This window comes from Natronorubrum marinum (assembly GCF_052040125.1).
GTDB lineage: Archaea > Halobacteriota > Halobacteria > Halobacteriales > Natrialbaceae > Natronorubrum.
In genome coordinates, this window is sequence record NZ_JBPPFV010000001.1 from 706,181 (window position 1) to 729,673 (window position 23,493).

Below are 23,493 nucleotides of genomic sequence, written 5' to 3' on the forward strand. Positions count from 1 at the left end.
CAGCGATCCCTTCCCAGATTCATGACGACAACACCCACCGACGAGACCGCGGAGCCGTCCGAAATCGACTCGATCACCGACCTCGAGACGCTCCGCGCCCGTTCCGACGTGCCGGTTCACGAGGAGACCGACGTCGTCGACCGTGAAACCGTCGAGGCGATCTCGGAACTCGATAACATGGCCATCACCGGCGTCACCGACGACGCCGGCGCGGTCCTGTTGATGCGCGTGACCGAGACGTGCGGACTGAAACCGCCGTCAGCCGCCGTCGCACCCGGCGACGATTACGCCGCGGCCGCGCGGAAGTGGGTCGAAACGCAGGCCGGTTTCGAGATCGCGCTCGACGCCGTCGAAGGCGTCTGGGACCTCGCGGTTCGCCTCGAGGACGGCGACCGGACGGCCCGACGATCGTTCGTCCTCTTCGGTGCCACGCCCGCGACCGATCCGACCGACGCCGAGCCGGAGGCCTACGATACCGGCTGGTACGACGAACTCCCCGAGGAGGCGGTCGAACCGCCGGGCAGTCGACTGCTCTTCGACTGATCGGCGACCCTCTCCGCGCTCGGTCGCCCGCGGACGCGTCCGTCGGTCCAGTCGATGAAACGGGGCATACGAGGCGCCGAGACGAAACGGACATACGCGTTCGCTGGTTACGTGACGGCGATGGACTGTAACCGGTGTGACGAGGAGGCAATTATGCACGCCGCCTACTCCGGGTCACACCTCTGTACGGATCACTTTCGGGAGTCGGTCGAAAAGCGGGTTCGCCGACGGGTCCGACGGGACGATCTCGTTCCTCACGGCGTGACGCCAGAGGATCCCCTGACGTGGGTGATCGGCCTCTCCGGGGGGAAAGACAGCGTCGTCCTCACCGACATCCTCCACGAGACGTTCGCCGAGGACCCCCGCATCGAACTCGTCGGCCTGACCATCCACGAGGGGATCGAGGGCTACCGGGACAAGAGCCTCGAGGCCTGCGTCGAACTGACCGACGACCTCGGCATCCGCCACGAGGTCGTCAGCTACGAGGAGGAGTTCGGCGTCCGGATGGACGACGTCGTCGAGGACGATCCGGAGAACATGGCCGCCTGCGCCTACTGCGGGGTCTTCCGCCGAGATCTACTATCGAACTACGCCGACGAACTCGAGGCAGACCTCCTGCTGACGGGCCACAATCTCGACGACGAGGCCCAGACGGCGATGATGAACTTCCTCGAGGGCGACGTCGAACAAATGGCGAAACACTTCGACGCCAGCCTCGGCCCGCTTTCCGAGCGCGACGAACAGGACGAGTTCGTCCCGCGGGCGAAACCCCTGCGCGACGTCCCGGAGAAGGAAGTCGCCCTCTACGCCCACGTCAACGACCTTCCGGCTCACATCACGGAGTGTCCGCACTCGAGCGAGGCCTACCGCGGCGAGATTCAACAGTTGCTCTACGGGTTAGAGGAGAACCACCCCGGCACCCGTCACTCGATTCTCTCGGGGTACGAGGAGTTGGCCAGCATCATGTCCGGCGAGTTCAGCGGCGACGACGGGGCCGACCTGCAGGAGTGTGTCGAGTGTGGCTCGACCACCACCCGCGAGGTCTGTCGGAAGTGCTCGCTGCTCGAGTCCCTCGTCTGATCCGGAACGGCGACCGGATAGCCGTCACAGCTCGCCGTCGCAGTGCGTACACGTCGTTTGATCCGGATCGTTCGGCGCGCCGCAGTCGGGGCAGTTCGTCGGCCGGCCGGCGGTCCCGTTGGTCGTGTCGGTTCCGCGATCGGACTTCGTCGCGGACTCGAGCGGTGCACCGCAGTCCGGGCAGTGGCGGACCTCCCACGGCCCGTCGTCACCCTCCCGCTCGTCGTCGAAGGCGTCGGTATCGATCGCTGAACCGCAGTGTCGGCAATAACTCGGGCTCTCGGATACGGATTCGGAGCCGCTCCGCCGGGTTCGGTTTCGATACACCTGTACGGCGCCGATCGCGAGCAACGGCACGAAAACGACGAGGCCGATCGGCCCCATTGCGAGAATCGTCACGAATAGGAGGTAGCCGCCGACGAGAAGACCGAGGACTTGCAGGGCGACGTGGAGAGACATATTGAACGTTGTATACTGCTTCTCATTAAACACTTCTGTACGAACAGGTTCTTCAGCGTCGTCCTCCAGCTATCGGCCAGTCGCTTCCGCTCGCGGCCGCTACCCCGTCGAACCGTCTCCTTCGAGATACTGACGCGCTCGCTCTACGTCCGCCGGCGTGTTGACGTTCAGGTGCCAGCCCTCGAGGTCGACGCCGACGTACCGGTTGCCGTCGGCGATCAGCGATTCGAGGGCGTCCGCGAGTTCGTACTCGCCGCTGTCGCCTCGATCGACCGCGCGACACGCTTCGAACAAGGCCCGAGCGTCGTGGGTCTGGACGCCACCGGCGATATACCCTGCTTCGGGGTCGCCGGTCGAGGACTCGAGCGACCGAACCGCACCGTCACCGTCGAGCACGCAGCGGGCCGTCGTCTCGGCCTCGTTTCTCGCGACGCGATCGAGCAAGAGCGTTCCGTCGACGTCGGGGTCGCGATGGCGGTCGACGAGTCTCAAGAGATCGCAGTCGCTTTCGAACACGTTGTCCCCGTTGACGGTCAGTACGTCAGTCGGGGCCGATTCGGCTCCGCTCTCGTCGATTTCGGCGGGAGCAGAAATACCGTATCCGTCCTCGAAGGCCGCACAGACCGCGTGGGCGAGTCCCTCTCGATCGTCTTGGACGGCGTACCTGATCGGAACGCCGCCGATGGCGTTACCGATGGTGTCGATCACCTCGGTTGCTCGATAGCCGACGACGATGACGATTTCGTCGACTCCCGAATCGACGATCGAACGGAGCGTCCGAACGAGCATCGGTTCGCCCGCGATCTCGAGGAGGGGTTTCGGCGTCCGGTCCGTATACGGTCGTAAACGGGTTCCTCGGCCGGCGGCGAAGACGAGTGCGTGCATCGGATGCTCGGTGGGATCGTACACGATACCGAGTGTTGTGACTATCGAATCAGGCTCCCGTAGGATGCGTCGCGAACGGCGAAAACGGCCGTCGAACGGCACGCAGGTGGTGTGTCAAGTGGTGTGTCGCGTACCGTCGGGCGTCTGCCGTGACTGCAGTGGTGTGTCAGTCGCGCCGATTACCGGATGACGTCGACGCCGTTCTGTTTGTCGAGTTCCTCGCGGCCGCCGTCGCTGTGAGCGTTGAACCCGTTGTCGACGTTCTTGCTCGCGTCGAAATCGGTGTTCTTGACGCCTTCGATGCTCTGTCGCGACTTGTCGGCCTGCTTCTGGGTCGTCGGACCGAGCACCTGGGCACTCTGAACGCCGGTCATGATCGCCATGACGCGGACTTTGCCCTTGTAGTTCTCCTGGATCCGGGCGCCCCAGATCACGTTCGCCGAGGCCTCGAGGCGCTCGGTGATGTTGTCTGCGATTCCTTCGGCCTCTTTGAGGGTGAGGTCGGGACCGCCGGTGATGTGGACGAGGCCACCCGACGCGCCACGATAGTCGACGTCGAGCAGCGGGTGGTTCATCGCGTCCTTGACGACCTCGTCGGTCTTGTTCTTGTCCTGGGTCTCACCGACCAGCATGACGGCGACGCCGCCCTGGTTCATGATGGTGGACATGTCCGCGTAGTCCAGGTTGATCAACGAGGGTTGGGTGATCGTCTCCGAGATCCCCTTGACGGTCTCGGCGATGATCTGGTCCATCACCGAGAACGCCTTGCCGATTGGGAGGTTCGGGACGTAGTCGAGCAGCCGGTTGTTGTCGAGGACGATGATCGAGTCGGCCTGGTCTCGCAGCTTCTCGAGACCCTCTTCGGCCTTGACCGTCCGGGCGCGTTCGACGTTGAACGGCGTCGAGACCATTCCGACGACGATCGCACCCTGTTCTTTGGCGATTTCGGAGACGACGGGGGCGGCACCGGTACCGGTTCCGCCACCCATGCCCGCAGTCACGAACACGAGGTCTGCATCCCCGAGGACCTCCTTGATCGTTCCCTGGGCCATCTCGGTCGCGCGTTCGCCCATCGAGGGATCGCCGCCAGCGCCGAGCCCGTTCGTGAGCGACTTGCCGACGAGGATCTTCGTGTCGGCTTCGATCATCTTCAGGTGCTGTTTGTCCGTGTTGATCGCGACGGTATCAGCACCGTCGACGCCGATGTTGTACAGCCGGTTGATGGTGTTGTTACCGGCACCGCCACAGCCGACGATGACGATCCGCGGATCGCCGAACTCGTCGTCGTCCATGTCTTCCATCTCCCGGGACTCTTGTTCGGCGTTTTCGAGGGCGTCTTGTACGATATCCTGCATCGTTACACCTTCGCCCAGTTGCGTTTGCCGGTCTGTTCGCTCGGTGCGTCCTGTTGTTCGTTGATCATCTCTCGGACGGCCGATCTGATCGCCTCGCTCCGGTTCGGGAACTCGCCCGAGTCGACCAGCTGCTCTACCTCATCGATCTGCTGTTTCGGAATTCGCAGTGTCACACGCTCCATTGTTGTATTCCCTTTGGGGTAAGACGGCGCGCGCCCCTGTCAGACGCGGCGTGTCTTACACGGATTCGCCCGACATCGGGCGTTTTCCGGCGTTTGCCGACCGTTGTAAGACGACCGTCTTACGCGAATAAGTGAAATACTGGCATAGACAATAAAGCTTTCGTCGGACACGACTTTCTGTGTCTTACACCGGTCCTTAAGTATGACTGTCACGGCCGAGGACGTCTGCGGCCGGCGTCCGACGCCCACAGCCCGGACAGAACGCCCAGTCCGACCGAATTTCGTCGCCGCAGTCACAGAATAGTCGTCGCGAGGTCTTCTCGCCGCAGTTCGGACAGTAAACGTGGTCGTCGTCGACGTGTTCCCCGCACTGATTACACTGACTGACCGGCTCGTCCTCGAGCGACCGTGGCTCGTCGGCGTCCTCACGGGCGGGCCGTTCGGTCCCGTCGCTGCGACCGGCGTGGTCGTCTCCGCGTGCGTGCGTATCAGTCCGGATCCGCTGGTCGTCTCGAGCCGACTGCTCCGGCAACCGCCGGTCGTCCTCGAGTGAGACGCTGATCGTGACGTCTCCTGCGTTTCGTCCGCGTGCACGCGACTCCTGCCGTCGGGTCTCGTCGAGTCCGTACTCGTGGAGCCGATCCGCGAGCAGTTCGTCGACACGCGTTCGGATCAGATCGTCGATGGCGCCGGTCGATTCCGGCTCACCAATCGACGCGCGTTCCGCCCCTCGGTCGGCCCCCGTGGAGCCGTCGAGGTACGCTCGAAGCGCCTCACGCATCGCTTCGCTCTTCGATACGTCGAGGCGCTCGAGTTGCTCGACGAGGTCATCGTCGGCGCGGAACGTGATCTTGCTCATGTCCGAGATATACGCGTTATTGTGACTCTAGCTATATCAATCATTCTACCGTATGCCACGCGTCACACGCCTCCCGTCACCGAGAATGACAACCCTTATGTTATCCAGAGCGGCTACGTTGAAATGCGACCGCCCTTAGCTCAGACTGGTAGAGCAGTCGACTGTAGATCGACTTGCCCCCCGTTCAAATCGGGGAGGGCGGATTTGTTTTACAAATCCGATCGACGCGATTTGAGCTTGTGAGTCGCAACCCTGGAACGGCGCGAAGCGCCGCAGCCCGGAACGTCTCTCAACTGTTCAAATCGGGGAGGGCAAATTTCTCCGAAAATCTGCCAAATGAGATCCGTGCTTGCAAGTCACAACCCCAGCACGCAGCGCCGCACGTCCGGAACGGCTTCCGACTGTTCGGATCGGGGAGAAACAGCGTTCGAACGGCCGTTCAAACGAAAGCGGTCTCGAGCCACACCGCTGTGAGACACTCGTCTTACAGACTGTTCTCGCCGGATCGACTCCCGATTACTCGTCGGTCACGTCGTCCTCGAGGTCGATATCCGAAACTGATTCGTCGACAGGCGTAAACTCCAGGCTCCCGCACTGACAGCCGTCGCGTCTGCCGATGGGGCGGAAATCGTCCTCGCCGATTTCGAGAGCGGCATAGAGGGCACCACATTCATTACACATCGCGATACTCCGTCGGTTCTCGTCGCCGTCGGCCATAGCGTGGTGTCGAGTATCGAGAGGTCCATTAAGAGTGTACTCGGAGGATACAAGCGACAACACTCCTGTTACGATTATTGTGACAACACCCTATAGCGTCTCGAGCGGGTGTTCGAACACAGGCGATCGCCGGCCGGCCGCTTTTTCGTCGGACGCAATCGACATGCCCAACGAGACGGAGTCGCTAGGGAGCGTCTTCGATCGGTTGGCGGGCGAGCAGTACGACACTCCCGAGGACGTTCGGGAGGCGGTCTACGGCGAAATCACCGGACAGGCGGGGGGTCCGAACGAAGCCAACACCGAACGCGACCTCACCGAGCCGGACGCGGAGGGTCAGGGATCGATCGGCGAGAGCGGCGGCGACTCGCTCTGAGCGGAATTCGACGCGATTCGAACGACGCTACGCCGGTCCCCGACCGGGATAGCAGAACCGATTTACGTCAGCGTCGTCTGTTCTCGAGTATGGATTACGAAGCGAGTCTCGACCGAGCGATGGACGATGTTCCGGACATCGGCGGCGACGAACAGCGACTGCAGATTCCGGACGCGACGATTCAGAAAGACGGTGCGTTTACGCGGTTTACGAACCTCGGTGAGATCGCCGACGTACTCTCGCGCGAGGACGAACACCTGCACCGATTCATCCAGCGAGAGATGGGGACCAGCGGAAAGTTTGAGGAGGGCCGCGGCCGGTACAACGGGACGTTCTCCGAGCAGGACTTCGACGTCGCCGTCGAGGCCTACGTCGACGAGTACGTGCTCTGTTCGGAGTGTGGCCTGCCGGATACCCGTCTCGTCCGCGAGGACCGAACGCCAATGTTGCGCTGTGACGCCTGCGGTGCGTTCCGTCCCGTCACCAAGCGCTCGACGAGCAGCCAGCAACAGCAGCAGGCCGACGCCGTCGAGGAAGGGAAGACCTACACCGTCGAGATCACCGGCACCGGCCGCAAGGGCGACGGTGTCGCCGAGAAAGGCAAGTACACCATCTTCGTCCCCGGCGCGGAGGAGGGCGACGTCGTCGAAATCTACATCAAGAACATCTCCGGCAACCTCGCGTTCTCCCGACTCGCCTGATCGGTCGGACGAGTCAGTTTCGGTCGATTACCGTCGACGGATTTTCTGGGGTTCGTCCGTCTCCCGAGCGACGGCTTCCGTCTGGGGAAGCTGTACGACCTTCTCGTGGCCGATCCGGTATCGCTCGATCACGTCGCGGTCCTCGTGATTCGGGCGAAGCCGGGTGACTGTCCAAGACGCCCAACCGTACGACGAGCCAATCGCCTCGAAATCGCACCGAACGAGATGGCGAAGCCTGTCGACCAGGGTGGAGGATGGTCGTCGATGGTCCAGAGTAGCTGAACGAGGCCACTGAAATTTGACGGCGTTATTCACAGAACTGCCCAATAGTCGATGGCAACGCAGCGCACGGCGGACCGCGAAATTAAAGAGAGCTTGTGCTAGTCACACGTACGTGGGAGTATCGTTCGACCTCTTCGGGACGCTCGTGACCGCCGATAGACCGACCGACCCGGCCGCAGCCGTCGCGACCGAACTCGAGAAGCGAGACGTCGACGTGCCGGACGATTGGGCCGACGCGTACGCCGAACCGCACGTCGACGCGCCCGAGGGTGCGGAGGTGCCGCTGCCCGCTCACGTCTCGCACGCGCTCGCGAGCCGCGGGGTCAGCTACGAGCACAACGCGGTTCGACGGGCGATCGTCGCCGCGTTCGATCCCGACGTCGAGACCAGGGACGGTGCCAGAGCGGCCGTCGATGCGGCGCTCGAGCGGGGCCCCGTCGCGATTTGCTCGAACTGCAGCGTTCCGGAACTGGTCGGCCGGACGCTCGTTCGATCCGCGTTCGACCGCGACGAGTTCGACGCCATCGTGACGAGCGTCGGCTGTGGCTGGCGGAAACCCGCCCCAGAGATTTTCGAGCTCACCGCCGCCCAACTCGATATCGACCCGGACCGACTCGTCCACGTCGGCGACGATTCCCGGACCGACGGCGGTATCGAGGCAGTCGGCGGGACGGCGCTGTTACTTGAGGACCACCCGCTCGAGACGATCCCGTCCCGGCTGGCGGCGGCCGCGGAGTCAGAGGAGTCATGACCGCGCGGCCGGACGGGGAGGGTGTGAGCGGAGCGCGCCACCTCGCCGAGCCCCGGGAGGGACGACCGTGATACTGACGACGATCGCGCTGTTCGGACTGGCGTTCAGCTTGGATCTGTTGATCGGCGAGCCCCCGAACGCTCTCCATCCGGTGGCGTGGTTCGGCCGTCTGGTCGGCGCGCTCGATAGGGAGTGGGCCGAAACCGACGGCGGCCAGCGACTGGCCGGTGTCGGGATCGCCTTGTTTGCACCGCTGCTTCCGGCCGTCGTCGCGGGTGGATTCGTCGTGCTGGCGAGTGCAGCATCCCCGCTCGCGGGTGCGATCGTCGCCGGCCTCGTGCTCTTTCTGACCACGAGCCTGCGCTCGCTGCTCGAGTTGACGCAGACGGTCGTCGTGGCGACGGACGTGGGCGACGAGTTCCGTACCGACGGGAGCGACGTGGCCGGCACCGACGAACGGACTGGCGACACTAACGGAATGACTGGCGATACCGGAGACGCCCTCGAGACGGCCCGTGAACGGGTTCGCGGCCTCGTCGGTCGTGACACCTCGGCGCTCTCGGCAGCCGAAATCCGCAGTGCAGCTGTCGAGAGCGCCGGCGAAAACCTCGCGGACGGGCTGGTCGCGACGTTGCTCCCGTTCGCCCTGCTCGCCCCGATTTCGCTGCCGGCGGCCGCGGCGGCCGCGGCGTGGGTCAAGGGCGTCAACACGCTGGACTCGATGCTCGGCTATCCCTCGAAACCCCACGGCACCGGGAGCGCCCGACTCGACGATCTCGTGATGTGGCTTCCCGCCCGAATCGCGGCGGTCGCGATCGCTATCGCCGGAGCCGACCCGCTCGCGGTGCTTCGCGCACGCGAGTGGGCACGCGATCCGCCGTCGCCCAACTCGGGGTGGCCCATGGCGACGCTCGCCTGCGTGCTCTCGGTTCGACTCACCAAGCCGGGCGTCTACGATCTGAACACCGCCGCCGACCTGCCGACCGTCGACGACGGTGAGCGAGCCGTCTTCGTGGTCGGACTGGCCGCCGTCGTGTCGGTGCTCCTCGCTGTTGCTCTGGCCGCTGGGGTGGCGATGGGCGTGACGACACTCGAGGGAACGCAGGCGGGAGCAACGGCTCCCACTGCGGTTCTCGAGGCGGCTTCTGACGCCGGTATCGATGCGTTTACGCAGCTCTTAGGAGAGGTGAACCGATGAGTTGGCTCGCCGCCGTCCGCGGTGGACTCGGCTTCCTGACGCGGCTTCCCGTCGGCCACCGAGACGGCGATTGGGAGGCCTTTCGCACGCGGCCGGCGGCGTTCCCCGTCGTCGGGTTCGTCGCGGGCGCGATCGCGGCGATTCCGCTGCTGGCGACCGAGACGCTGGCCCCGTCGACCGTCGCCTTCGGTTATCTGCTCGCCGTTTACGCCGTCATGGGGGTCCACCATCTCGACGGCGTGGCGGATCTCGGCGACGCGCTTGTCGTCCACGGCGACGCCGACCGACGCCGCGAGGTCCTGAAGGATACGACGACGGGCGTCGGTGCGGTTCTCGCAGTGGCGATCACGGTCGCGGGGCTCGCACTTGCCGGTCTCGGACTCGCCGGACTCCCCGCGTTCGTCGCGGTTGCCGTCGCGGTCGCCGCCGAAGTCGGGACGAAACTCGGGATGGCGGCGATGGCCTGTTTCGGCCGCGCGAGCCACGACGGTATGGGGCGGCAGTTTACGACTGCAGCCGTCCCTACGTCGTTCGTCGCACCCGCCGCCGTCGCCCTTCCGGCGGCCGTCCTCTCCTGGCCCCACCCGGTCGCTGCGGTCGCACTCTCGGGGGCCGTCGCCGGCGTTGCCCTCCCCTGGTACTGGGCGACCCGCCACCTCGGCGGCATCAACGGCGACATTTTCGGCGCGGCCAACGAGATCGGCCGCGTCACAGGCGTCCATCTGGGGGTGATCGCGTGGACGCTATCGTAATGTGCGGCGGCAAGGGCACCCGCCTCGAGAGTTCCCGCGAGAAGCCGCTCCACCCGATCGACGGCGTGGCGATGGTCGATCGTGTGCTGGCGGCGCTCGAGGAAAGCCGCGTGGACTCGATCTACGCGGCCGTCTCGCCGAACGCCCCGGAGAGCCGCGCCCACCTCGAGCGTAGCGACGGCGAAGCCCCGAACGTAACGGTCCTCGAGACGGCCGGCGACGGCTACGTAGCCGACCTGATGGCACTCCTCGACCGACCCGCCGTCTCAACGCCGGTGCTGACCGTCGCCGCGGATCTCCCGTTGCTCGAGGCTCCGGTTATCGACCGCGTTCTCACGACTCACGGCGAGTGCGACGCCTCGCGGACCGTCTGCGTTCCCGCAGCGCTCAAACGCCGGCTCGGCGCGAGCGTCGAGTCGACGCTCGCGCCCGAAACCCACCTCGCGCCGACCGGGGTCAACGTCGTCGGCGACGCATCCGATTCCCAGACCATGACAGACGTACACTACGACCCGCGACTCGCGATCAACGTGAACCGACTCGAAGACGCTCGTCTCGCGGCGAACGAACTACAGCGTTCCGACGCGGAGGGAAGATAAGATGCGCGTGATCCTCCCCGCCGGCACGACCGAGACCGCGCTGATCGACGGTATCAGCGCCGCCGGTGCCTCCCCGGACCTGATGGAACACACGCCCTCCGCGGACGTCGAGATTCTCGCGTACGGTGAGCCGACGATGGCCCCCGTCACGCCGGTGAGTCCGAACGGCTGTCCGACGCCGGCCGCGGTGACGCGGGCCGTCCGCGAGGTGATCGACTTCGACGTCTCGGTCGTCGACGCTGGCCTCGCACAGCCGACTGGCGCACCCGCGGTCGACCTCGGTATCGAACCGGGAGCCGACATTCGCGAACCCGTCGCCGTCCCCGATGCACGGGCGATCTTCGACCGCGCCCACGCCTACGGCTCGAGCCTGCCCGACGACGAACTCCTGCTCGGCGAGACGGTCCCCGGCGGGACGACGACGGCCCTCGGCGTCCTCACTGCGCTCGGCGAACCGGCCGGCGTCTCCTCCTCGCTCCCGAAAAACCCCATCGAGCGCAAACGGCAGGTCGTCGACGAGGCCCTCGCTGCGAGCGACGCTTCGGCCGGGAGCTTCGACGGCCGGCCGCTCGAGGCGATCCGGGCCGTCGGCGACCCCGTGCAGGCGACCGTCGCGGGGATCGCCGCCGGCGCGCTCGAGTCGGGCATCGACGTCACCCTCGCCGGCGGCACGCAGATGGTGGCCGTCGCGACCGTCTTACGCCACGTCGGCGTCGACGCACCGTTGTCGATCGCGACCACCTCCTTCGTCGAGCGCGAGCAGGGCGACCGGCTCGGCGAGGCCTGCTACCGGCTGAACTGCCAGTTGACCGTCACCGATCCCGGCTTCGATGCTCGCGACCACGTCTCGATGGAGCGCTACTGCGCCGGCGTGGCGAAAGAGGGCGTCGCAATGGGTGGCGCGCTCTCGCTCGTCCCCGACGAGCGGATGGAGGCGGTGTTGGATCGGTTCGAGGCGGTTTGCGGGCGTCTCGGAATCGAAGACGACGGCGGGAGCGGGAGCGAAACCGGAAACGCCAGCGAACCCGCGAACTCGACCCCGGAGGATGATCGTGCACCCTGACTCGATACGAACCGGGGACCGCGTCCCCCACGGCGGCGAGACCGACCGGGATATCCTCGACTTCTCGGCCAACACCAATCCGTACACACCACACGGCGTCGAGCGGGTCTATGAAGGGGCGCTCGAAGCGTCCCGCAGGTATCCCGACGACGACTATTCCGACTTCCGGGCCGCCGCGGCCGCGTTCGTCGGCTGCGAGCCGGAACGCGTGATCCCCACCCCCGGCGGGCTGGCCGCGATTCGACTGGCGATGGAGTGTTCGCTCGAGTCGGGCGACGAGGCCTTGATTCCGTACCCGAGCTTCGGCGAGTACGCCCGCGAAGTGCGTTTACAGGGTGCGACACCACGGTTCGTTCCGCACGACGAACTGCTGGCGGTGAACGACGAACGTCTCGAGAACTGCCAGTTCGCGGTGATCTGTACGCCGAACAACCCCACCGGCGAGGCGACCGACCCGGACGCGCTGGCGGCGTTCGCGGCCCGCTGTGGCGAGGCGGGAACGACGCTGTTGGTCGACGAGGCGTTTCTCGGCTTTACGGATCTGCCGTCAGCGGCCCGACTCGAGGCCGAGCACGTGATCGTCGCCCGGTCGCTGACCAAACTGTTCGGCCTGCCGGGGCTGCGTGCGGGATTCGCGGTTGCGACGGACGAGCGGCGCAACGCACTCGAGACGGCCCGTCGCGCGTGGTCGCTCGGCACGCCGGCCGCGCGCGTCGGTGCGCACTGTCTGCGTCAGGACGCGTTCGTCCGCGACACGCGCGAACGCGTCGAACGCGAGCGCGAGCGAATGCGCGAGGCACTCGAGCGACGATTCGACGTCGTGCCGTCGGACGCGCCGTACCTGCTGTGTGATGTCGGCGACCGCAGCGTCGACGACGTGATCGCGTCGGCCCGCAAGAGCGGTGTCGCGATCCGCGACGCGACGACGTTCCGGGGTCTCGACTCGCACGTCCGCATCGCCGTCAAGGACCGAGAGCGGAACGACAGATTGCTCACGGCGCTCGGCGTACTCGAGAGCGGCGAACGGCGTGTCGACGAGGGCGGCGAGAGTTCCACGGACGACGACACCGACACGGGGACGACGTCCGAATGACGGATTCAGATGCAGCGTACGGTTCAGTTTGTCGCGACGGCGTCCTCCGGGTACACCGGCCCGAGACCGAGTGGCTCTCGACCGGCTGGAACGGCGGCCGCCGAACGGCTGACTGTGCGTACAACGTCTCGGTTCCCGAGGGATGGGATCGGACGGATCTCGGCGCGTACGTCGACGAGCGACTCGAGCGGGCGGGATTCGATCGCGGTAGCGACCGTCCGGTCCTGCTCACCGGCGTCGAGCAGTCCGACGCTCGCGGAGCCCAGTACGGTCCCGTCACGGCCTACGCGACCGCCGGCATCTCGAATCCGGCCGCGTTGCCGATGGATCCCGACGGACCGGGGGGGAGCGGGGAGTTCCGTTCGGAGTCGAGTTCTCACCCGGGACGCGGAACGGTCAACGTAATCGTCGGGACGACGCGGGCGCTCGCACCCGGCGCGCTGGCGAACTTGATCGCCGTCGCCGCCGAGGCGAAAGCCGCGACCTTGCTCGCCGAGACCGGGTTTCCGGGGACGACGACGGACGCCATCGTCGTCGGCCACGACCCGACGGGCGAGCGCCTCGAGTTCTCCGGCAGCGGCACCGACGTCGGCGCGGCGACGCGCGCCTGCGTTCGGGACGCCGTCTCCGCCTCGCTTCGCGCACACTACGAGGATCGCGACGAGACCCTCCCCGACTCCGTTGCGGACGCGACGTACGGCGTTTCGACCAATGTCCGGGCGACGGTGTTCCGACCGACGCGGTGAGCGCGGTGTCACGGCCCTTTGGCTCGAAACGTTAACCCGTCTCGAGGCGAACGTTCCGACAATGGCCGGGGACGAAGCCGACGATCCGACGGCGATCCGCTCGCTTGCGCTCTCGCCGGCGGACGCCGCCGACGCCTACGCGTATACGCAGGAGAACCCGGGCGAAGCCGTGCTCCGCGTGACGCCGCCGTTTCATGGCCGCATGCGGGCGCGTATTCACGTCTACCGTCTCGACGACACCGAACTGACCGGCGCCGTTCACGTCGCGCCGGCGGCCGTCATCGCCGACAACGTCGTCGCCGACTACCCCGCGCTCGAGACCGAACTCGAGGACGTCGATCCGAGCGAAACGGACCGCGTTCGAAAGCGACACGGAGAGGCGGTCAAAGCGTGGCAGAAACGCGCGCGAGAGGCGATCGTCGACGAGATCGCGCTCGAGACCGACGACGGGCCGCATCCGGTCGAGATCAAACAGGTCGGGTAGCGCGACCTGAGCCGAGACTCGTTGTCGTGTCTCCCGAGTTTCTGCGGCACACGCGCGCTTTCTTGCACTTTCACTTTCACTCCGGGTGGATCGGATTAACGTACTATCCGTCTCATTGACTGGTATGGCACTGATCGTCGACCGGAGCGAGGACCGAACCGAGCAGACCGACAGCACCGACACGGCAACCACACTCGAGGCGGAGCTGGAGCGACGCCGTATCGACGTCACCGACCTGCATGCGGCCGGCATCGAGGAATTCGTTGAGTCGAACGTCGACACCGAGTTCGTCTCTCTCGAGCACCGCGGCGCGCGGACCTATCTCGTCCTCGAGGATTGAGCGAATCGAAACCCGCTTCAGGAGGTACCGACTCGACCGATGCGATTGCCCGCGTCGTCTCGCTCAGAATCGTTGGAGCCGGATCTCTTCGGGCGTCACCTCGTTGACGTACTCCTCGTCGATCCGATAGTTCTCCATCCCGTCGGCGACCTCCCGATCCCGCCGGAGTCGCGATTTGATCGAGTCGGTCATTTCGGGTCCGGGCTCGACGCACGCGACGCCTGCATCGACGTCCCGAACGATGCCGATCTCCTGTCCGTTCGTGTTGACGACCGGCTTCCCCTCGCCGTCGACGGTGAAGTTAGCGCACATACACCCCCGTTGCCGAGCGACGAGGGTATCCAGAACTACATGTGCCTGTGTTCGTCAGTCGACGTAACCGACGACGGGACGAGCGACGGACCGATCGGTCTCGAGGCGGTCGCCCGATGACTGAGGCGAGATCGAACCGATATTACTACCGGGCTGGACTCGAGATCGCCGGTAATGAAACTCGCGCGGATCGCGACGGACGACGGACCGGTCAGCGGACAGTACGAGGACGGCGTCGTTCACGGTGAGGACGGCGCGTACGAAGTCGGCGTCGACGGGACCTTCCTGCCGCCCTGCGAGCCCTCGGCGCTGTACTGCGTCGGTCGGAACTACGCGGCCACGCTCGATCAGATGGAGTACGAACGACCCGACGAACCCGACTTCTTCATCAAGCCGCCGGCGTCGCTGCTGGGCCATCGGGACCCCATTCCCTACCCCGGCTTCACCGACGAACTCACCTACGCCGGCGAACTCGCGGCGGTCATCGACGAACCCTGCCGCAACCTCTCGGAGGACGAGGTGTCGGACGTCGTGCGCGGGTACACGATCATGAACGATATGGACGCGCTCGATCAGCAGGGTCGAACCGCCCGCAAGGCGTTCGACGGTTCCGGCCCGCTCGGGCCGTGGATCGAAACCGCGCTCGACCCGACGGGAATCGATATGTGGACCGATGTCGCCGGCGAGCGCCGACAGGAGGCCAACACCGAACTGATGCTGTTCGGCCCTCACGAGATCATCTCGTACCTCTCGCGACGATTCACCTTCCGACCCGGGGACGTGGTCGCGTTCGGGAGCCCCGCCAATCCCGGACTGGTCGAACCCGGCGACACCGTCGAGATCACCTACGACGGCGTCGGGACGCTTCGGAACACGGTCGTCGACTCGAGCGAACGGGGCCGCTCGGCCACGAGTAGCGGTCGGTAGAAAGGCACTTCAGGCCGAACCGCCTCGCCAAACACGTGAGCGCTGACGCCACGCGACGCGTCGAAGTCTACCCCGACCGGGAAGTCGTCGTCGAGTTCGATCCCGACCTCACCTTCGAGTGCGTCGAAGAGTGTACCTGGTGTTGCCAGCACGGGGTCTTGCTCTACGATCGGGACCTCCTCGAGCTAGCCCGGCGGGCGAATCTCGCCGAAACCACGACCGACTTTCGCGGCGAGAAGTTCGTCACCCGCGAGGAGAAAGACCGGGACGACCACGTCGCGGACGACGGCTGCGCCTGCGCCTTCCTCCGCGAGGACGGCCTCTGTTCGCTGCACCTCGAGGAGGACTGGAAACCGACCAGATGCTCCGTCTTCCCGCTGGGCGTCTGGCTCGAGGACGGCGACCTCCACGTCGACATTCGCGATTCGGCCCACGAGCACTGCGAGGGACTGAACGTCAGCGACCGGAGCGTCATCGACAACCTCGAAGCGTTCCTGCCGGAGGTCCTGTGGGAGCTCGAGAACCCGGATTCGGACCGAGCGCTGTAGCGCGACGATCAGTTGGTGATGTACGTTCCAGCGTCCGGACCGATTGTCTGTAAGTGATACGCTATCACGACTCTCCAATGTTTTAAACGTCCGCCGTACGTAGTACGGGTGTGACAGAAGAATCCGGGCGGCGGAACCTCCGCATGCCCAACAGTGACGAAGTATTCGCCGTCGTAACCGAACACCTCGGAGGGAACCACGTGCAACTCCGCTGTGAGGACGGCGAGGAACGGCTCGGCCGCATCCCAGGTCGCATGAAGTACCGCACCTGGATCGAACAAGACGACATCGTCGTCGCCGAGCCGTGGGACTGGCAAGACGAGAAAGCGACGATCGAGTGGCGCTACACCAGCCAGGACGCAGATCAACTGCGTCGTGAAGGCCACATCGATTGAACCTCGGTAGCGACCACTAAACGAGATTTCTCCGCGCACTCCACGTCAGCGAGCGACGGCGTTCGCGCTGTTCGGAGCCAGTTGAGCGTTTTCCTCGAGACCGATCGTAACGGCTTCTGCGGCGAGTCTGATTCGTTCGAGCTTCGACCGTGGTTCGGATGAATAAACCACTATCTGCGATAGCAATTCACCGCGTCGCCTGCTTCCAGGTTCGGAGGTCGACTACCGTTCCGTCGATCGCCTCCGGATCGGCCTCGAGCGCCGCCCAGACGAACATCCCGGCGATAGATTCCGGATCGCGTCCCCGGCCGCCCGAGAGCGCCGTCGCAACCTGCCCGAGGTCCAGACAGCCGACGGTGTACTCGGTGTCGGCGGCGAACCCTCGAGCCACCGCCTCGGCGGTCGCCTTCGACATCGCGTACGAGCCGTACCCCGATTTGGCTTCGCGGGCGACGGCCCCCGTCGGGACGAGCACGCGAGCGTCGTCGTTCAGGTGGGGGAGCGCCTCGAGGATCGTTCCGAAGACGCCGCGCGCGTTGATCCGCCAGTGGTCGTCGAACGCCGAGTACGACTCGCGGTCGGTCGGCGTACTCCCCGGCTCGCCGTGATAGACGCCTGCGGCGGGCACGAGGATGTCGATACCGGTAGCCGGGCCGGTCCGCGACGCGGTTTCGACCAGTCGCTCGAGGTCGAACTCGTCGCGCACGTCGGTCCGCAGGCCTGCCGCACCGGCGTCCGCGGTCTCTGACGACTCGAGGCGGTCCTCGAGTGCGTCGACCGTTTCCGACACGTCGTCGCCGTCTCGAGCGCCGACGACGACCGTCGCACCCTCGTCGACGAACGTTTCGGCGACAGCGCGTCCGATCCCGCGAGTCCCGCCTGTGACGACGGCTGTCGTTCCGTTGAGTGTCATAGGACATCTACGCGCTGCTCCGACAGGAATCCATCGACGCGGTTCGATCGGACGAGCGGTTAGAACGACGAAACGGTCGCGGTTACCAGTTGAACAGCCGCTGGTAAAGCGTCCGTTCACCGGGTCTCTCTGCGAGTAAGACCGAACAGTCGACGTCGTTGACGACGTCGAGGTGAAGGGAACTGGTCACGAGTCGCGAGAGCAGACCTCGCTCCGTCGCGCCGATGAGAAGCATCGTGTGATCGTCGGCTGCACGGCAGATCGCATCCTCGACGTCGCCGGAATCGTCGACGATGATCTCGGCGTCGTGGAGGTCGTGATCGATCGCCCACTCGGAGAGGAACTCTTCGCCCAGCGGGCGTTCTTCGGGATTGTCGACGATATGAAGCAGCGAGACGTCGGCGCCGATGGTCGTGCTCAACGTTTTCGCGATTTCCGCGCTCAGATCCGAATCCGGGCCACCGGCGGTCGGTAGGAGGATCCGTGAGGTGTCCAGCCCGCGGTCTTTGAACACCAGAAAGTCACACGGCAACTGGCTGGTTAACTCGCTGAGCGGGCGTTCGGCGCGTGCAGCGTCCCACAGATTGTTGCCGCCCCATCCCATCATCACGAGGTCGGCGTGTTGCCGTTCGGCCGTGTCGAAGATTTCCTCGAACGAGCGGTGGGTGACGATCGTCGACGTCTCGTACTCGACGCCGCGTTCGGCGACGGTTTCACAGACTCCTTCGAGCAAGTCCTCCGATTCGGAAATGATCCGTGCGCGCTGTTTGTCGCCGCCAGCGGCCCCCGGCCGGTCGGGCGTCTGGACGATGTGGACGACGTGGACGGTCGCGGACTCGCGTGTACTCGCGAGCGTCGCCGCGAACTCGACTAACCGGGATTCGGTGCGCGGGTTTGCGATCGGGACGACGATTCGGTACGTGTCGTCGTCCTCGCCGGCCGACGCCGTCTCGGAGGTGTCGATCAATGGGACGTAGGACCGTCCGACAAGGCTCCCGAAGGTCCACTCCCGGATCGAGAGGCGCCGCTCGATCCCCTCGAACCGGGCGGACTCGAGACGTTGCTCGCTCGTCTGGTAGTAGTTGACGACGGTGACGAGCAGGATCCCACCGAGCGTGTTGCCGAGTAACACCGGGAGGACGAACTCCGTCATACCGACGAACAGCCCGAGTTCGCCGGCGAAGACGAGATACAGCATCTCGGTGAACGAGACGACGACGTGGAACAGGTTCCCGAGCGGGATCGCCAGAAAGGCGAGATAGACGACGATGAGTCTGGAGATCGTGTCGCGTGAGGCGAAGGTGACCCAGACGACGCCGGCGACGATCAATCCGGCGAAGACTGCCTTGGAGAACAGGGACCACCACGCGGTCTCGACGCCGTGCTGTGCGATACCCATCGCTTCATTCGCCGCTTCTGGCGAGAACACGCCGCCCCACGTAAGCGCGGCCGCGCCGAGTGCGCCACCGGCGAAGTTGCCCGCGAGCACGATCGTCCAGTGGCGAAGCAGCGCCGGCAGGCTGGCCAGCCGTTCGAGGGTCAGCGCGACCGGCGGGAGCGTGTTCTCGGTGTACAGCTGGTAGCCGCCGATGATGATGTAGATGAACCCGAGCGGGTACAGCAGGGAACTCAGTATCGGGTGGCCGTCCGTCGAGGCGTACATCGAGGCGTACAACAGAAACGTAATCGTGATCGCGAAGCCGGCGGCGAGCCCGCTGAAGAACAGTTCGCGGTTTCCCGACGTGATCTCTTCGTCGGCGTCCGCGATGATCCGCTGGAAGACCTCGTCGGACGAGAACCGATCGCGAACCACGGATCCGACCGCGGGCGCGCCGTGTCTGGAGCGTTCGACTGCATCGCGAACGGTCTCGACCTCCGTCTCCGGCTCGCCCGGTGGGGGCGCAGCCCCCTGAGACGTGGTTCCCCCGTCACCGCGTTCGGGACTGTCGGCATCACTCATTAGGTACTCCGATTCGACAGACGAACTAAGCACTTGGCTTTGATGACGGTGAGACAGGGGTCCGAACCGGGCCATCGCTCGAATTGCCCTTCACGGATTGCAGCTTTTTCGCGGTCCCCTACGTAGGTATGGCGTACGTTTATCACCGAGCCGACACTCACGGTGATATATGCAATCGCTGGCCGACGAGTCCGTGGTGGTGATCGGGGCCGGCGTCGGCGGGCTCTCGACGGCCTGCTACCTCGCCGATCGGGGTGCCGACGTCCACGTCATCGAGAAAAACGAGCAGCTCGGGGGCCGTGCGAGTCGGCTCGAGGAGGACGGCTTCCGGTTCGACATGGGTCCATCCTGGTACCTCATGCCCGACGTCTTCGAGCGCTTTTTCGCCGAGTTCGACCGAACGCCGTCGGACTACTACGAACTGACCCATCTCGATCCGCACTACCGGCTCTTCTTCAAGGACGGTGATCAGGTCGACGTCACGCCGGACCTCGAGCGAACGAAAGCCGTCTTCGAGGAGTACGAGGCGGGCGCAGGGGACGCGCTCGAGCGCTACCTCGACAAATCGCGGGAGAACTACGAGGTGGGGATGGAACACTTCGTCTACGAGGATCGGACGCGGCTGCGAGACTACGTCGATCTCGACGTGGCTCGGCAGGCCCGCGGCCTCTCCCTGTTGGGCTCGATGCAGGGACACGTCGAGAACTACTTCGACCATCCGAAACTCCAGCAGATCATGCAGTACACGCTGGTGTTCCTCGGCGGTTCGCCGACGAACACGCCGGCGCTCTACAACCTGATGAGCCACGTTGACTTCAACCTCGGCGTCTGGTACCCGGAGGACGGCATCGGCGGCGTCATCGACGGGATCGCGGACCTGGGGAGTGAACTGGGAGTCACGTACGACACCGACCGACCGGCGACGGCGATCAAGGGCCGGGAAGGGGCGTTCCTCGTCGAGACTCCCCGAGGGCCGCTACGCCCCGATCTGGTGGTCAGCAACGCCAGTTATGCCCACACGGAACAGGAGCTGCTCCCGGCGGAACGGCGCGGCTACGACGCCGACTACTGGGAGTCACGGACGTACGCCCCCTCCGCCTTCTTGCTCTACCTCGGCGTCGAGGGCGAGGTCGAAGAACTGGCCCACCACACGCTGGTCCTCCCGACGGACTGGCAGGAGCACTTCGACCAGATATTCGAGGACCCGCAGTGGCCGGACGAACCCGCCTACTACTGCTGTGTCCCCTCCGAAACCGACGACACGGTCGCACCCGACGGCCACAGCGCCCTGTTCGTTCTCGTCCCGATTGCGCCGGGACTCGAGGACACGCCCGAGATTCGGGAGTCCTACCGCGAGAAGATTCTCACAGATATCGCCACGAACACCGGCGAAGAGCTACGCGATCGGATCGTCTTCGAGGAACAGTTCTGCGTCCGGGACTTCGCCGACCGGTACAACAGCTACGACGGGACGGCACTGGGGTTGGCCCACACGCTCCGACAGACCTCGCTCTTCCGGCCCCCCCACCGGGCGAAGGGCGTCGACGGACTCTACTTCGTCGGCGGCGACACCACGCCGGGGATCGGCGTCCCGATGTGTCTCATCAGCGGCGAACTGACCGCGGAGAAGGTACTCGAGGATTACGGACACCCGATAGAACAGTGATCGAACCGTCGGCCAGCCTGCTATGACGATGGGATCGACGTCCGCGAACGATGACGGTCTCGGGGCGGAGCTGTCGTACCTGCTGACGCTCTCGAGACCGCGGTTCTGGCTTTATCTGGCGGGACCGGTGCTCGTCGGCGTCGCGTACGCCGCGAGTTCGGTCGACGACCTGTTCGCCCCTGCCGCGGTCGCGTTGTTCGCCTACTTCCTCGTGCCGGCGAACGTCTTCCTCTACGGGATCAACGACGTCTACGACCGCGAGATCGACGCCGCGAATCCGAAGAAGGAGTCGAAGGAGACACGGTATCGGGGTCAACGATTCGTTCCGGCCGCGGTCGTCGGCTGTGTTCTTCTGGGGCTGGCGCTCGTCCCGTTCGTGCCGCGGGCGGCCTGGCCCTGGCTCGCGGTCTTTCTCGTCCTCGGGGCGGCCTACAGCGCGCCGCCGGTTCGATTCAAGACGACGCCCATCCTCGACTCGGTCTCGAACGGGCTCTACATCGCGCCGGGTGTGGCGGCCTACGCCGCCGTCGCGGGGAGTCAGCCACCACTGCTCGCCGTCTTCGGCGGTTGGCTGTGGGCGATGGGGATGCACACCTTTTCGGCGATCCCCGACATCGAACCCGACCGCGAGACCGGCATTCGGACGACGGCGACGGTGCTCGGCGAGTCGCGAACCTACGCTTACTGCGGCGCGTGCTGGTTCGCGAGCGCGCTCGCGTTCGCCGCGATCGACGTCCGCCTCGGCGCGCTCATGCTGGTCTACCCCGCACTCGTCGCGGCGCTCGTCACCTCGAGCGTCGCCGTCGATCGGGCGTACTGGTGGTTCCCGGCGATCAACACGGTCGTCGGCGCGCTCCTGACGATGGGCGGACTCTGGAGGCTGCTCTGAGATGAGCGACGATCGGAGGCTGATCTGAATGGATACACCGAATTCGACGACACGCACGAGCGAGACCAGAACGCGGATTCAGCGCCGGCTCGAGTCCGTTATCCGGGAAAATCGGTTTACAATCGCCGTCGTCTTTCCGTTCATCGGTGCGGTGACGCTGGTCGCCAGCGCGGAGGGGCTGATGCCGGAGCCGCTGGCGTACAACCCGCTGTTGATCCTGTTCGGGACGATGGTGATGCGCTCGCCGCTGGTCGTCGGCCTGCTGCCGCGTGTCGGCTGGTGGGCCCTCGGCTGTCTGGGCCTGCTGACGGCGTACACGTACGCGATCGAGATCGTCGGCGTGCGAACCGACTGGCCCTACGGCGCGTTCGAGTACACCATCCAACTCGGACCGATGCTGTTCGGCGAGGTGCCGCTGGCGCTGCCGCTATTCTTCATTCCGCTGGTGTTGAACGCCTACCTGCTCACGCTGCTCGTCCTCGACGAGTGGAGTGCGAACCCGCTCGCCAGGATCCTGGCGGCCATCGCGGCCGTCGTCGCGATCGACCTCGTGCTCGACCCCGCCGCCGTCGCCATCGGCTTCTGGGAGTTCGTTCCTCCGGGCGTCTACTACGGCGTCCCGGTCTCGAACTACGTCGGCTGGCTCCTCTCGGGTACCGTCGCCGTCGTCCTCGTGGATCTCGCCTTCGAGCGCGTGTCGCTGGTCGAGCGGGTCCGAACCTGCGAGTTCATGCTCGACGATCTGGTGAGTTTCGTCCTGCTGTGGGGGACGATCAACCTGCTCTACGGCAACTGGCTGGCGGCCGGCGTCGCCGGACTGTTCTGTCTCGGTCTGTTCCGGACGGATCGGTACGACCGCGAGATGATCCGGCGTTCGCTCCCCTCGAGCGTCGTCGAGAGTCGGGATTCCTGATCCCCGGTTTGTGCTTCGAACGCTTCGACGACTGGTGCATCAATTCGATCAGACGACCGATTCCTCGGGGACGAACATGCTTGCTCCAAGCTTTTGCTCGTGTCGCTACTGGTGGGCGTATGGCGACTATCGCACCGATCGAATGTCCGCTCTGTCACGACGAGCTAACGCGGAACCAGAACCTGGAGGACCATCTCGTCGCAACGCATTCAAAACAGACGTTAGCGAAGTTCGTCGTCGCCGAAACCGAAGCGCTGGGCGAAGAGGACGTCTCGGAGTGACGACGAGCGGCCGTCGGCGACTGTTAGACGAAGATGGACGTGAGCGTGCTCCCGAACAGGAGCAGGAGGATCACGACGGCGAACGTGATCGTCAGCCAGACGCCGAGTCCGATCGCGGCGGTGCGGGCGTTTCGGCGGTCGATAGCGAGCGGATCGTGTGGATCGCTGGTGGACATACGGGAGCGACTACGCTCCGAGGGATCACAACAGGAAATCCACAATATCGT

29 protein-coding genes, 1 tRNA gene and 1 pseudogene are annotated in these 23,493 nt (G+C 65.3%); 21 read left to right on the forward strand and 10 right to left on the reverse strand.

Annotated features, from left to right (window positions below; all coding sequences use genetic code 11):
• Window positions 1-21: 21 nt before the first annotated feature.
• Complete coding sequence (locus ACSFC5_RS03605; RefSeq protein ID WP_440763890.1) at window positions 22-543, forward strand: NUDIX hydrolase; 522 nt, start codon at window positions 22-24, stop codon at window positions 541-543.
• A 120-nt stretch (window positions 544-663) separates the two neighbouring features.
• Window positions 664-1,623 (forward strand): tRNA 2-thiolation protein NcsA, encoded by a 960-nt coding sequence (gene ncsA, locus ACSFC5_RS03610; protein WP_440763891.1) that lies wholly within the window; start codon window positions 664-666, stop codon window positions 1,621-1,623.
• Window positions 1,624-1,647: 24 nt separating this feature from the next.
• Here ncsA and ACSFC5_RS03615 read toward each other — a convergent pair whose 3' ends face one another.
• The 5 genes from ACSFC5_RS03615 to ACSFC5_RS03635 form a co-directional block, all read right to left on the reverse strand.
• Window positions 1,648-2,082, reverse strand: a complete 435-nt coding sequence (locus ACSFC5_RS03615; protein WP_440763892.1) for a hypothetical protein — start codon at window positions 2,080-2,082, stop codon at window positions 1,648-1,650.
• A 99-nt stretch (window positions 2,083-2,181) separates the two neighbouring features.
• Window positions 2,182-2,967: a nucleotidyltransferase family protein gene (locus ACSFC5_RS03620; RefSeq protein WP_440765015.1), complete on the reverse strand. Its 786-nt coding sequence runs from the start codon at window positions 2,965-2,967 to the stop codon at window positions 2,182-2,184.
• A 179-nt stretch (window positions 2,968-3,146) separates the two neighbouring features.
• Window positions 3,147-4,322, reverse strand: a complete 1,176-nt coding sequence (ftsZ, locus tag ACSFC5_RS03625) for a cell division protein FtsZ (protein ID WP_440763893.1) — start codon at window positions 4,320-4,322, stop codon at window positions 3,147-3,149.
• 2 nt (window positions 4,323-4,324) lie between these two features.
• On the reverse strand, window positions 4,325-4,504 hold the full coding sequence (gene cdrS / locus ACSFC5_RS03630; RefSeq protein ID WP_006090142.1) for a transcriptional regulator CdrS: 180 nt from the start codon (window positions 4,502-4,504) through the stop codon (window positions 4,325-4,327).
• 196 nt (window positions 4,505-4,700) lie between these two features.
• A complete protein-coding gene (locus ACSFC5_RS03635; RefSeq protein ID WP_440763894.1) occupies window positions 4,701-5,363 on the reverse strand; it encodes a double zinc ribbon domain-containing protein in 663 nt (220 codons plus the stop codon).
• Between the two features lie 129 nt (window positions 5,364-5,492).
• Between ACSFC5_RS03635 and ACSFC5_RS03640 the strand changes: the two genes are divergently transcribed.
• A tRNA-Tyr gene (locus ACSFC5_RS03640) sits at window positions 5,493-5,566 on the forward strand.
• A 313-nt stretch (window positions 5,567-5,879) separates the two neighbouring features.
• Here ACSFC5_RS03640 and ACSFC5_RS03645 read toward each other — a convergent pair.
• Complete coding sequence (locus ACSFC5_RS03645; protein ID WP_440763895.1) at window positions 5,880-6,080, reverse strand: hypothetical protein; 201 nt, start codon at window positions 6,078-6,080, stop codon at window positions 5,880-5,882.
• A gap of 151 nt (window positions 6,081-6,231) precedes the next feature.
• Between ACSFC5_RS03645 and ACSFC5_RS03650 the strand changes: the two are divergent.
• The 11 genes and pseudogenes from ACSFC5_RS03650 to ACSFC5_RS03700 form a co-directional block, all read left to right on the forward strand.
• Window positions 6,232-6,453 (forward strand): annotated as a pseudogene (locus ACSFC5_RS03650) (DUF5789 family protein); the annotation flags it as partial.
• 89 nt (window positions 6,454-6,542) lie between these two features.
• Entirely contained in the window at window positions 6,543-7,154 is a 612-nt protein-coding gene (locus tag ACSFC5_RS03655; RefSeq protein WP_440763896.1) for a translation initiation factor IF-2 subunit beta, read from the forward strand.
• Between the two features lie 394 nt (window positions 7,155-7,548).
• Window positions 7,549-8,187 (forward strand): HAD family hydrolase, encoded by a 639-nt coding sequence (locus tag ACSFC5_RS03660; protein WP_440763897.1) that lies wholly within the window; start codon window positions 7,549-7,551, stop codon window positions 8,185-8,187.
• A 67-nt stretch (window positions 8,188-8,254) separates the two neighbouring features.
• Complete coding sequence (locus tag ACSFC5_RS03665) at window positions 8,255-9,385, forward strand: CobD/CbiB family cobalamin biosynthesis protein (protein WP_440763898.1); 1,131 nt, start codon at window positions 8,255-8,257, stop codon at window positions 9,383-9,385.
• Window positions 9,382-10,137: an adenosylcobinamide-GDP ribazoletransferase gene (cobS, locus tag ACSFC5_RS03670; RefSeq protein WP_440763899.1), complete on the forward strand. Its 756-nt coding sequence runs from the start codon at window positions 9,382-9,384 to the stop codon at window positions 10,135-10,137. Before ACSFC5_RS03665 ends, cobS begins: the two co-directional genes overlap by 4 nt.
• Entirely contained in the window at window positions 10,137-10,736 is a 600-nt protein-coding gene (locus ACSFC5_RS03675) for an NTP transferase domain-containing protein (RefSeq protein ID WP_440765016.1), read from the forward strand. Before cobS ends, ACSFC5_RS03675 begins: the two co-directional genes overlap by 1 nt.
• A 1-nt stretch (window position 10,737) precedes the next feature.
• A complete protein-coding gene (cobT, locus tag ACSFC5_RS03680) occupies window positions 10,738-11,799 on the forward strand; it encodes a nicotinate mononucleotide-dependent phosphoribosyltransferase CobT (RefSeq protein ID WP_440763900.1) in 1,062 nt (353 codons plus the stop codon).
• Entirely contained in the window at window positions 11,789-12,892 is a 1,104-nt protein-coding gene (gene cobD, locus ACSFC5_RS03685; RefSeq protein WP_440763901.1) for a threonine-phosphate decarboxylase CobD, read from the forward strand. The genes cobT and cobD overlap by 11 nt, the downstream gene beginning before the upstream one ends.
• Window positions 12,889-13,638, forward strand: coding sequence for an adenosylcobinamide amidohydrolase (locus ACSFC5_RS03690; protein WP_440763902.1), 750 nt, complete (start codon window positions 12,889-12,891; stop codon window positions 13,636-13,638). The genes cobD and ACSFC5_RS03690 overlap by 4 nt, the downstream gene beginning before the upstream one ends.
• A 61-nt stretch (window positions 13,639-13,699) precedes the next feature.
• Window positions 13,700-14,122: a DUF8009 family protein gene (locus ACSFC5_RS03695; RefSeq protein ID WP_440763903.1), complete on the forward strand. Its 423-nt coding sequence runs from the start codon at window positions 13,700-13,702 to the stop codon at window positions 14,120-14,122.
• Window positions 14,123-14,246: 124 nt separating this feature from the next.
• Window positions 14,247-14,462 carry a hypothetical protein gene (locus ACSFC5_RS03700; RefSeq protein WP_440763904.1) on the forward strand — a complete coding sequence of 72 codons (216 nt, stop codon included), beginning with the start codon at window positions 14,247-14,249 and terminating at the stop codon, window positions 14,460-14,462.
• Between the two features lie 63 nt (window positions 14,463-14,525).
• Here ACSFC5_RS03700 and ACSFC5_RS03705 read toward each other — a convergent pair whose 3' ends face one another.
• Window positions 14,526-14,774: a DUF8593 domain-containing protein gene (locus tag ACSFC5_RS03705; protein ID WP_440763905.1), complete on the reverse strand. Its 249-nt coding sequence runs from the start codon at window positions 14,772-14,774 to the stop codon at window positions 14,526-14,528.
• A 174-nt stretch (window positions 14,775-14,948) separates the two neighbouring features.
• On the opposite strand from ACSFC5_RS03705, the gene ACSFC5_RS03710 reads away from it, so the two are divergent.
• The 3 genes from ACSFC5_RS03710 to ACSFC5_RS03720 all read left to right on the forward strand — a co-directional run bounded on the left by ACSFC5_RS03710 (window position 14,949) and on the right by ACSFC5_RS03720 (window position 16,644).
• Window positions 14,949-15,701 carry a fumarylacetoacetate hydrolase family protein gene (locus tag ACSFC5_RS03710; RefSeq protein ID WP_440763906.1) on the forward strand — a complete coding sequence of 251 codons (753 nt, stop codon included), beginning with the start codon at window positions 14,949-14,951 and terminating at the stop codon, window positions 15,699-15,701.
• Window positions 15,702-15,736: 35 nt separating this feature from the next.
• Window positions 15,737-16,249, forward strand: coding sequence for a hypothetical protein (locus tag ACSFC5_RS03715; RefSeq protein ID WP_440763907.1), 513 nt, complete (start codon window positions 15,737-15,739; stop codon window positions 16,247-16,249).
• A gap of 110 nt (window positions 16,250-16,359) precedes the next feature.
• Complete coding sequence (locus tag ACSFC5_RS03720; RefSeq protein ID WP_076609512.1) at window positions 16,360-16,644, forward strand: translation initiation factor eIF-1A; 285 nt, start codon at window positions 16,360-16,362, stop codon at window positions 16,642-16,644.
• A gap of 187 nt (window positions 16,645-16,831) precedes the next feature.
• On the opposite strand, the gene ACSFC5_RS03725 is transcribed toward ACSFC5_RS03720, so the two are convergent.
• Together ACSFC5_RS03725 and ACSFC5_RS03730 are read right to left on the reverse strand one after the other, a co-directional pair.
• A complete protein-coding gene (locus ACSFC5_RS03725) occupies window positions 16,832-17,557 on the reverse strand; it encodes an SDR family NAD(P)-dependent oxidoreductase (protein WP_440763908.1) in 726 nt (241 codons plus the stop codon).
• A gap of 82 nt (window positions 17,558-17,639) precedes the next feature.
• On the reverse strand, window positions 17,640-19,517 hold the full coding sequence (locus ACSFC5_RS03730) for a formate/nitrite transporter family protein (protein WP_440763909.1): 1,878 nt from the start codon (window positions 19,515-19,517) through the stop codon (window positions 17,640-17,642).
• 169 nt (window positions 19,518-19,686) lie between these two features.
• Between ACSFC5_RS03730 and crtID the strand changes: the two genes are divergently transcribed.
• The 4 genes from crtID to ACSFC5_RS03750 all read left to right on the forward strand — a co-directional run bounded on the left by crtID (window position 19,687) and on the right by ACSFC5_RS03750 (window position 23,266).
• Window positions 19,687-21,183 carry a bifunctional phytoene desaturase/3,4-desaturase gene (gene crtID, locus ACSFC5_RS03735; RefSeq protein WP_440763910.1) on the forward strand — a complete coding sequence of 499 codons (1,497 nt, stop codon included), beginning with the start codon at window positions 19,687-19,689 and terminating at the stop codon, window positions 21,181-21,183.
• A 22-nt stretch (window positions 21,184-21,205) separates the two neighbouring features.
• Window positions 21,206-22,072, forward strand: a complete 867-nt coding sequence (locus ACSFC5_RS03740) for a prenyltransferase (protein WP_440763911.1) — start codon at window positions 21,206-21,208, stop codon at window positions 22,070-22,072.
• A 28-nt stretch (window positions 22,073-22,100) separates the two neighbouring features.
• A complete protein-coding gene (cruF, locus tag ACSFC5_RS03745; RefSeq protein WP_440763912.1) occupies window positions 22,101-22,985 on the forward strand; it encodes a bisanhydrobacterioruberin hydratase in 885 nt (294 codons plus the stop codon).
• Window positions 22,986-23,104: 119 nt separating this feature from the next.
• Window positions 23,105-23,266 (forward strand): hypothetical protein, encoded by a 162-nt coding sequence (locus ACSFC5_RS03750; RefSeq protein WP_440763913.1) that lies wholly within the window; start codon window positions 23,105-23,107, stop codon window positions 23,264-23,266.
• Window positions 23,267-23,289: 23 nt separating this feature from the next.
• Here the strand turns inward: ACSFC5_RS03750 and ACSFC5_RS03755 are convergent, their stop codons facing one another.
• Window positions 23,290-23,442, reverse strand: a complete 153-nt coding sequence (locus ACSFC5_RS03755) for a hypothetical protein (RefSeq protein WP_440763914.1) — start codon at window positions 23,440-23,442, stop codon at window positions 23,290-23,292.
• Between the last annotated feature and the right edge of the window lie 51 nt (window positions 23,443-23,493).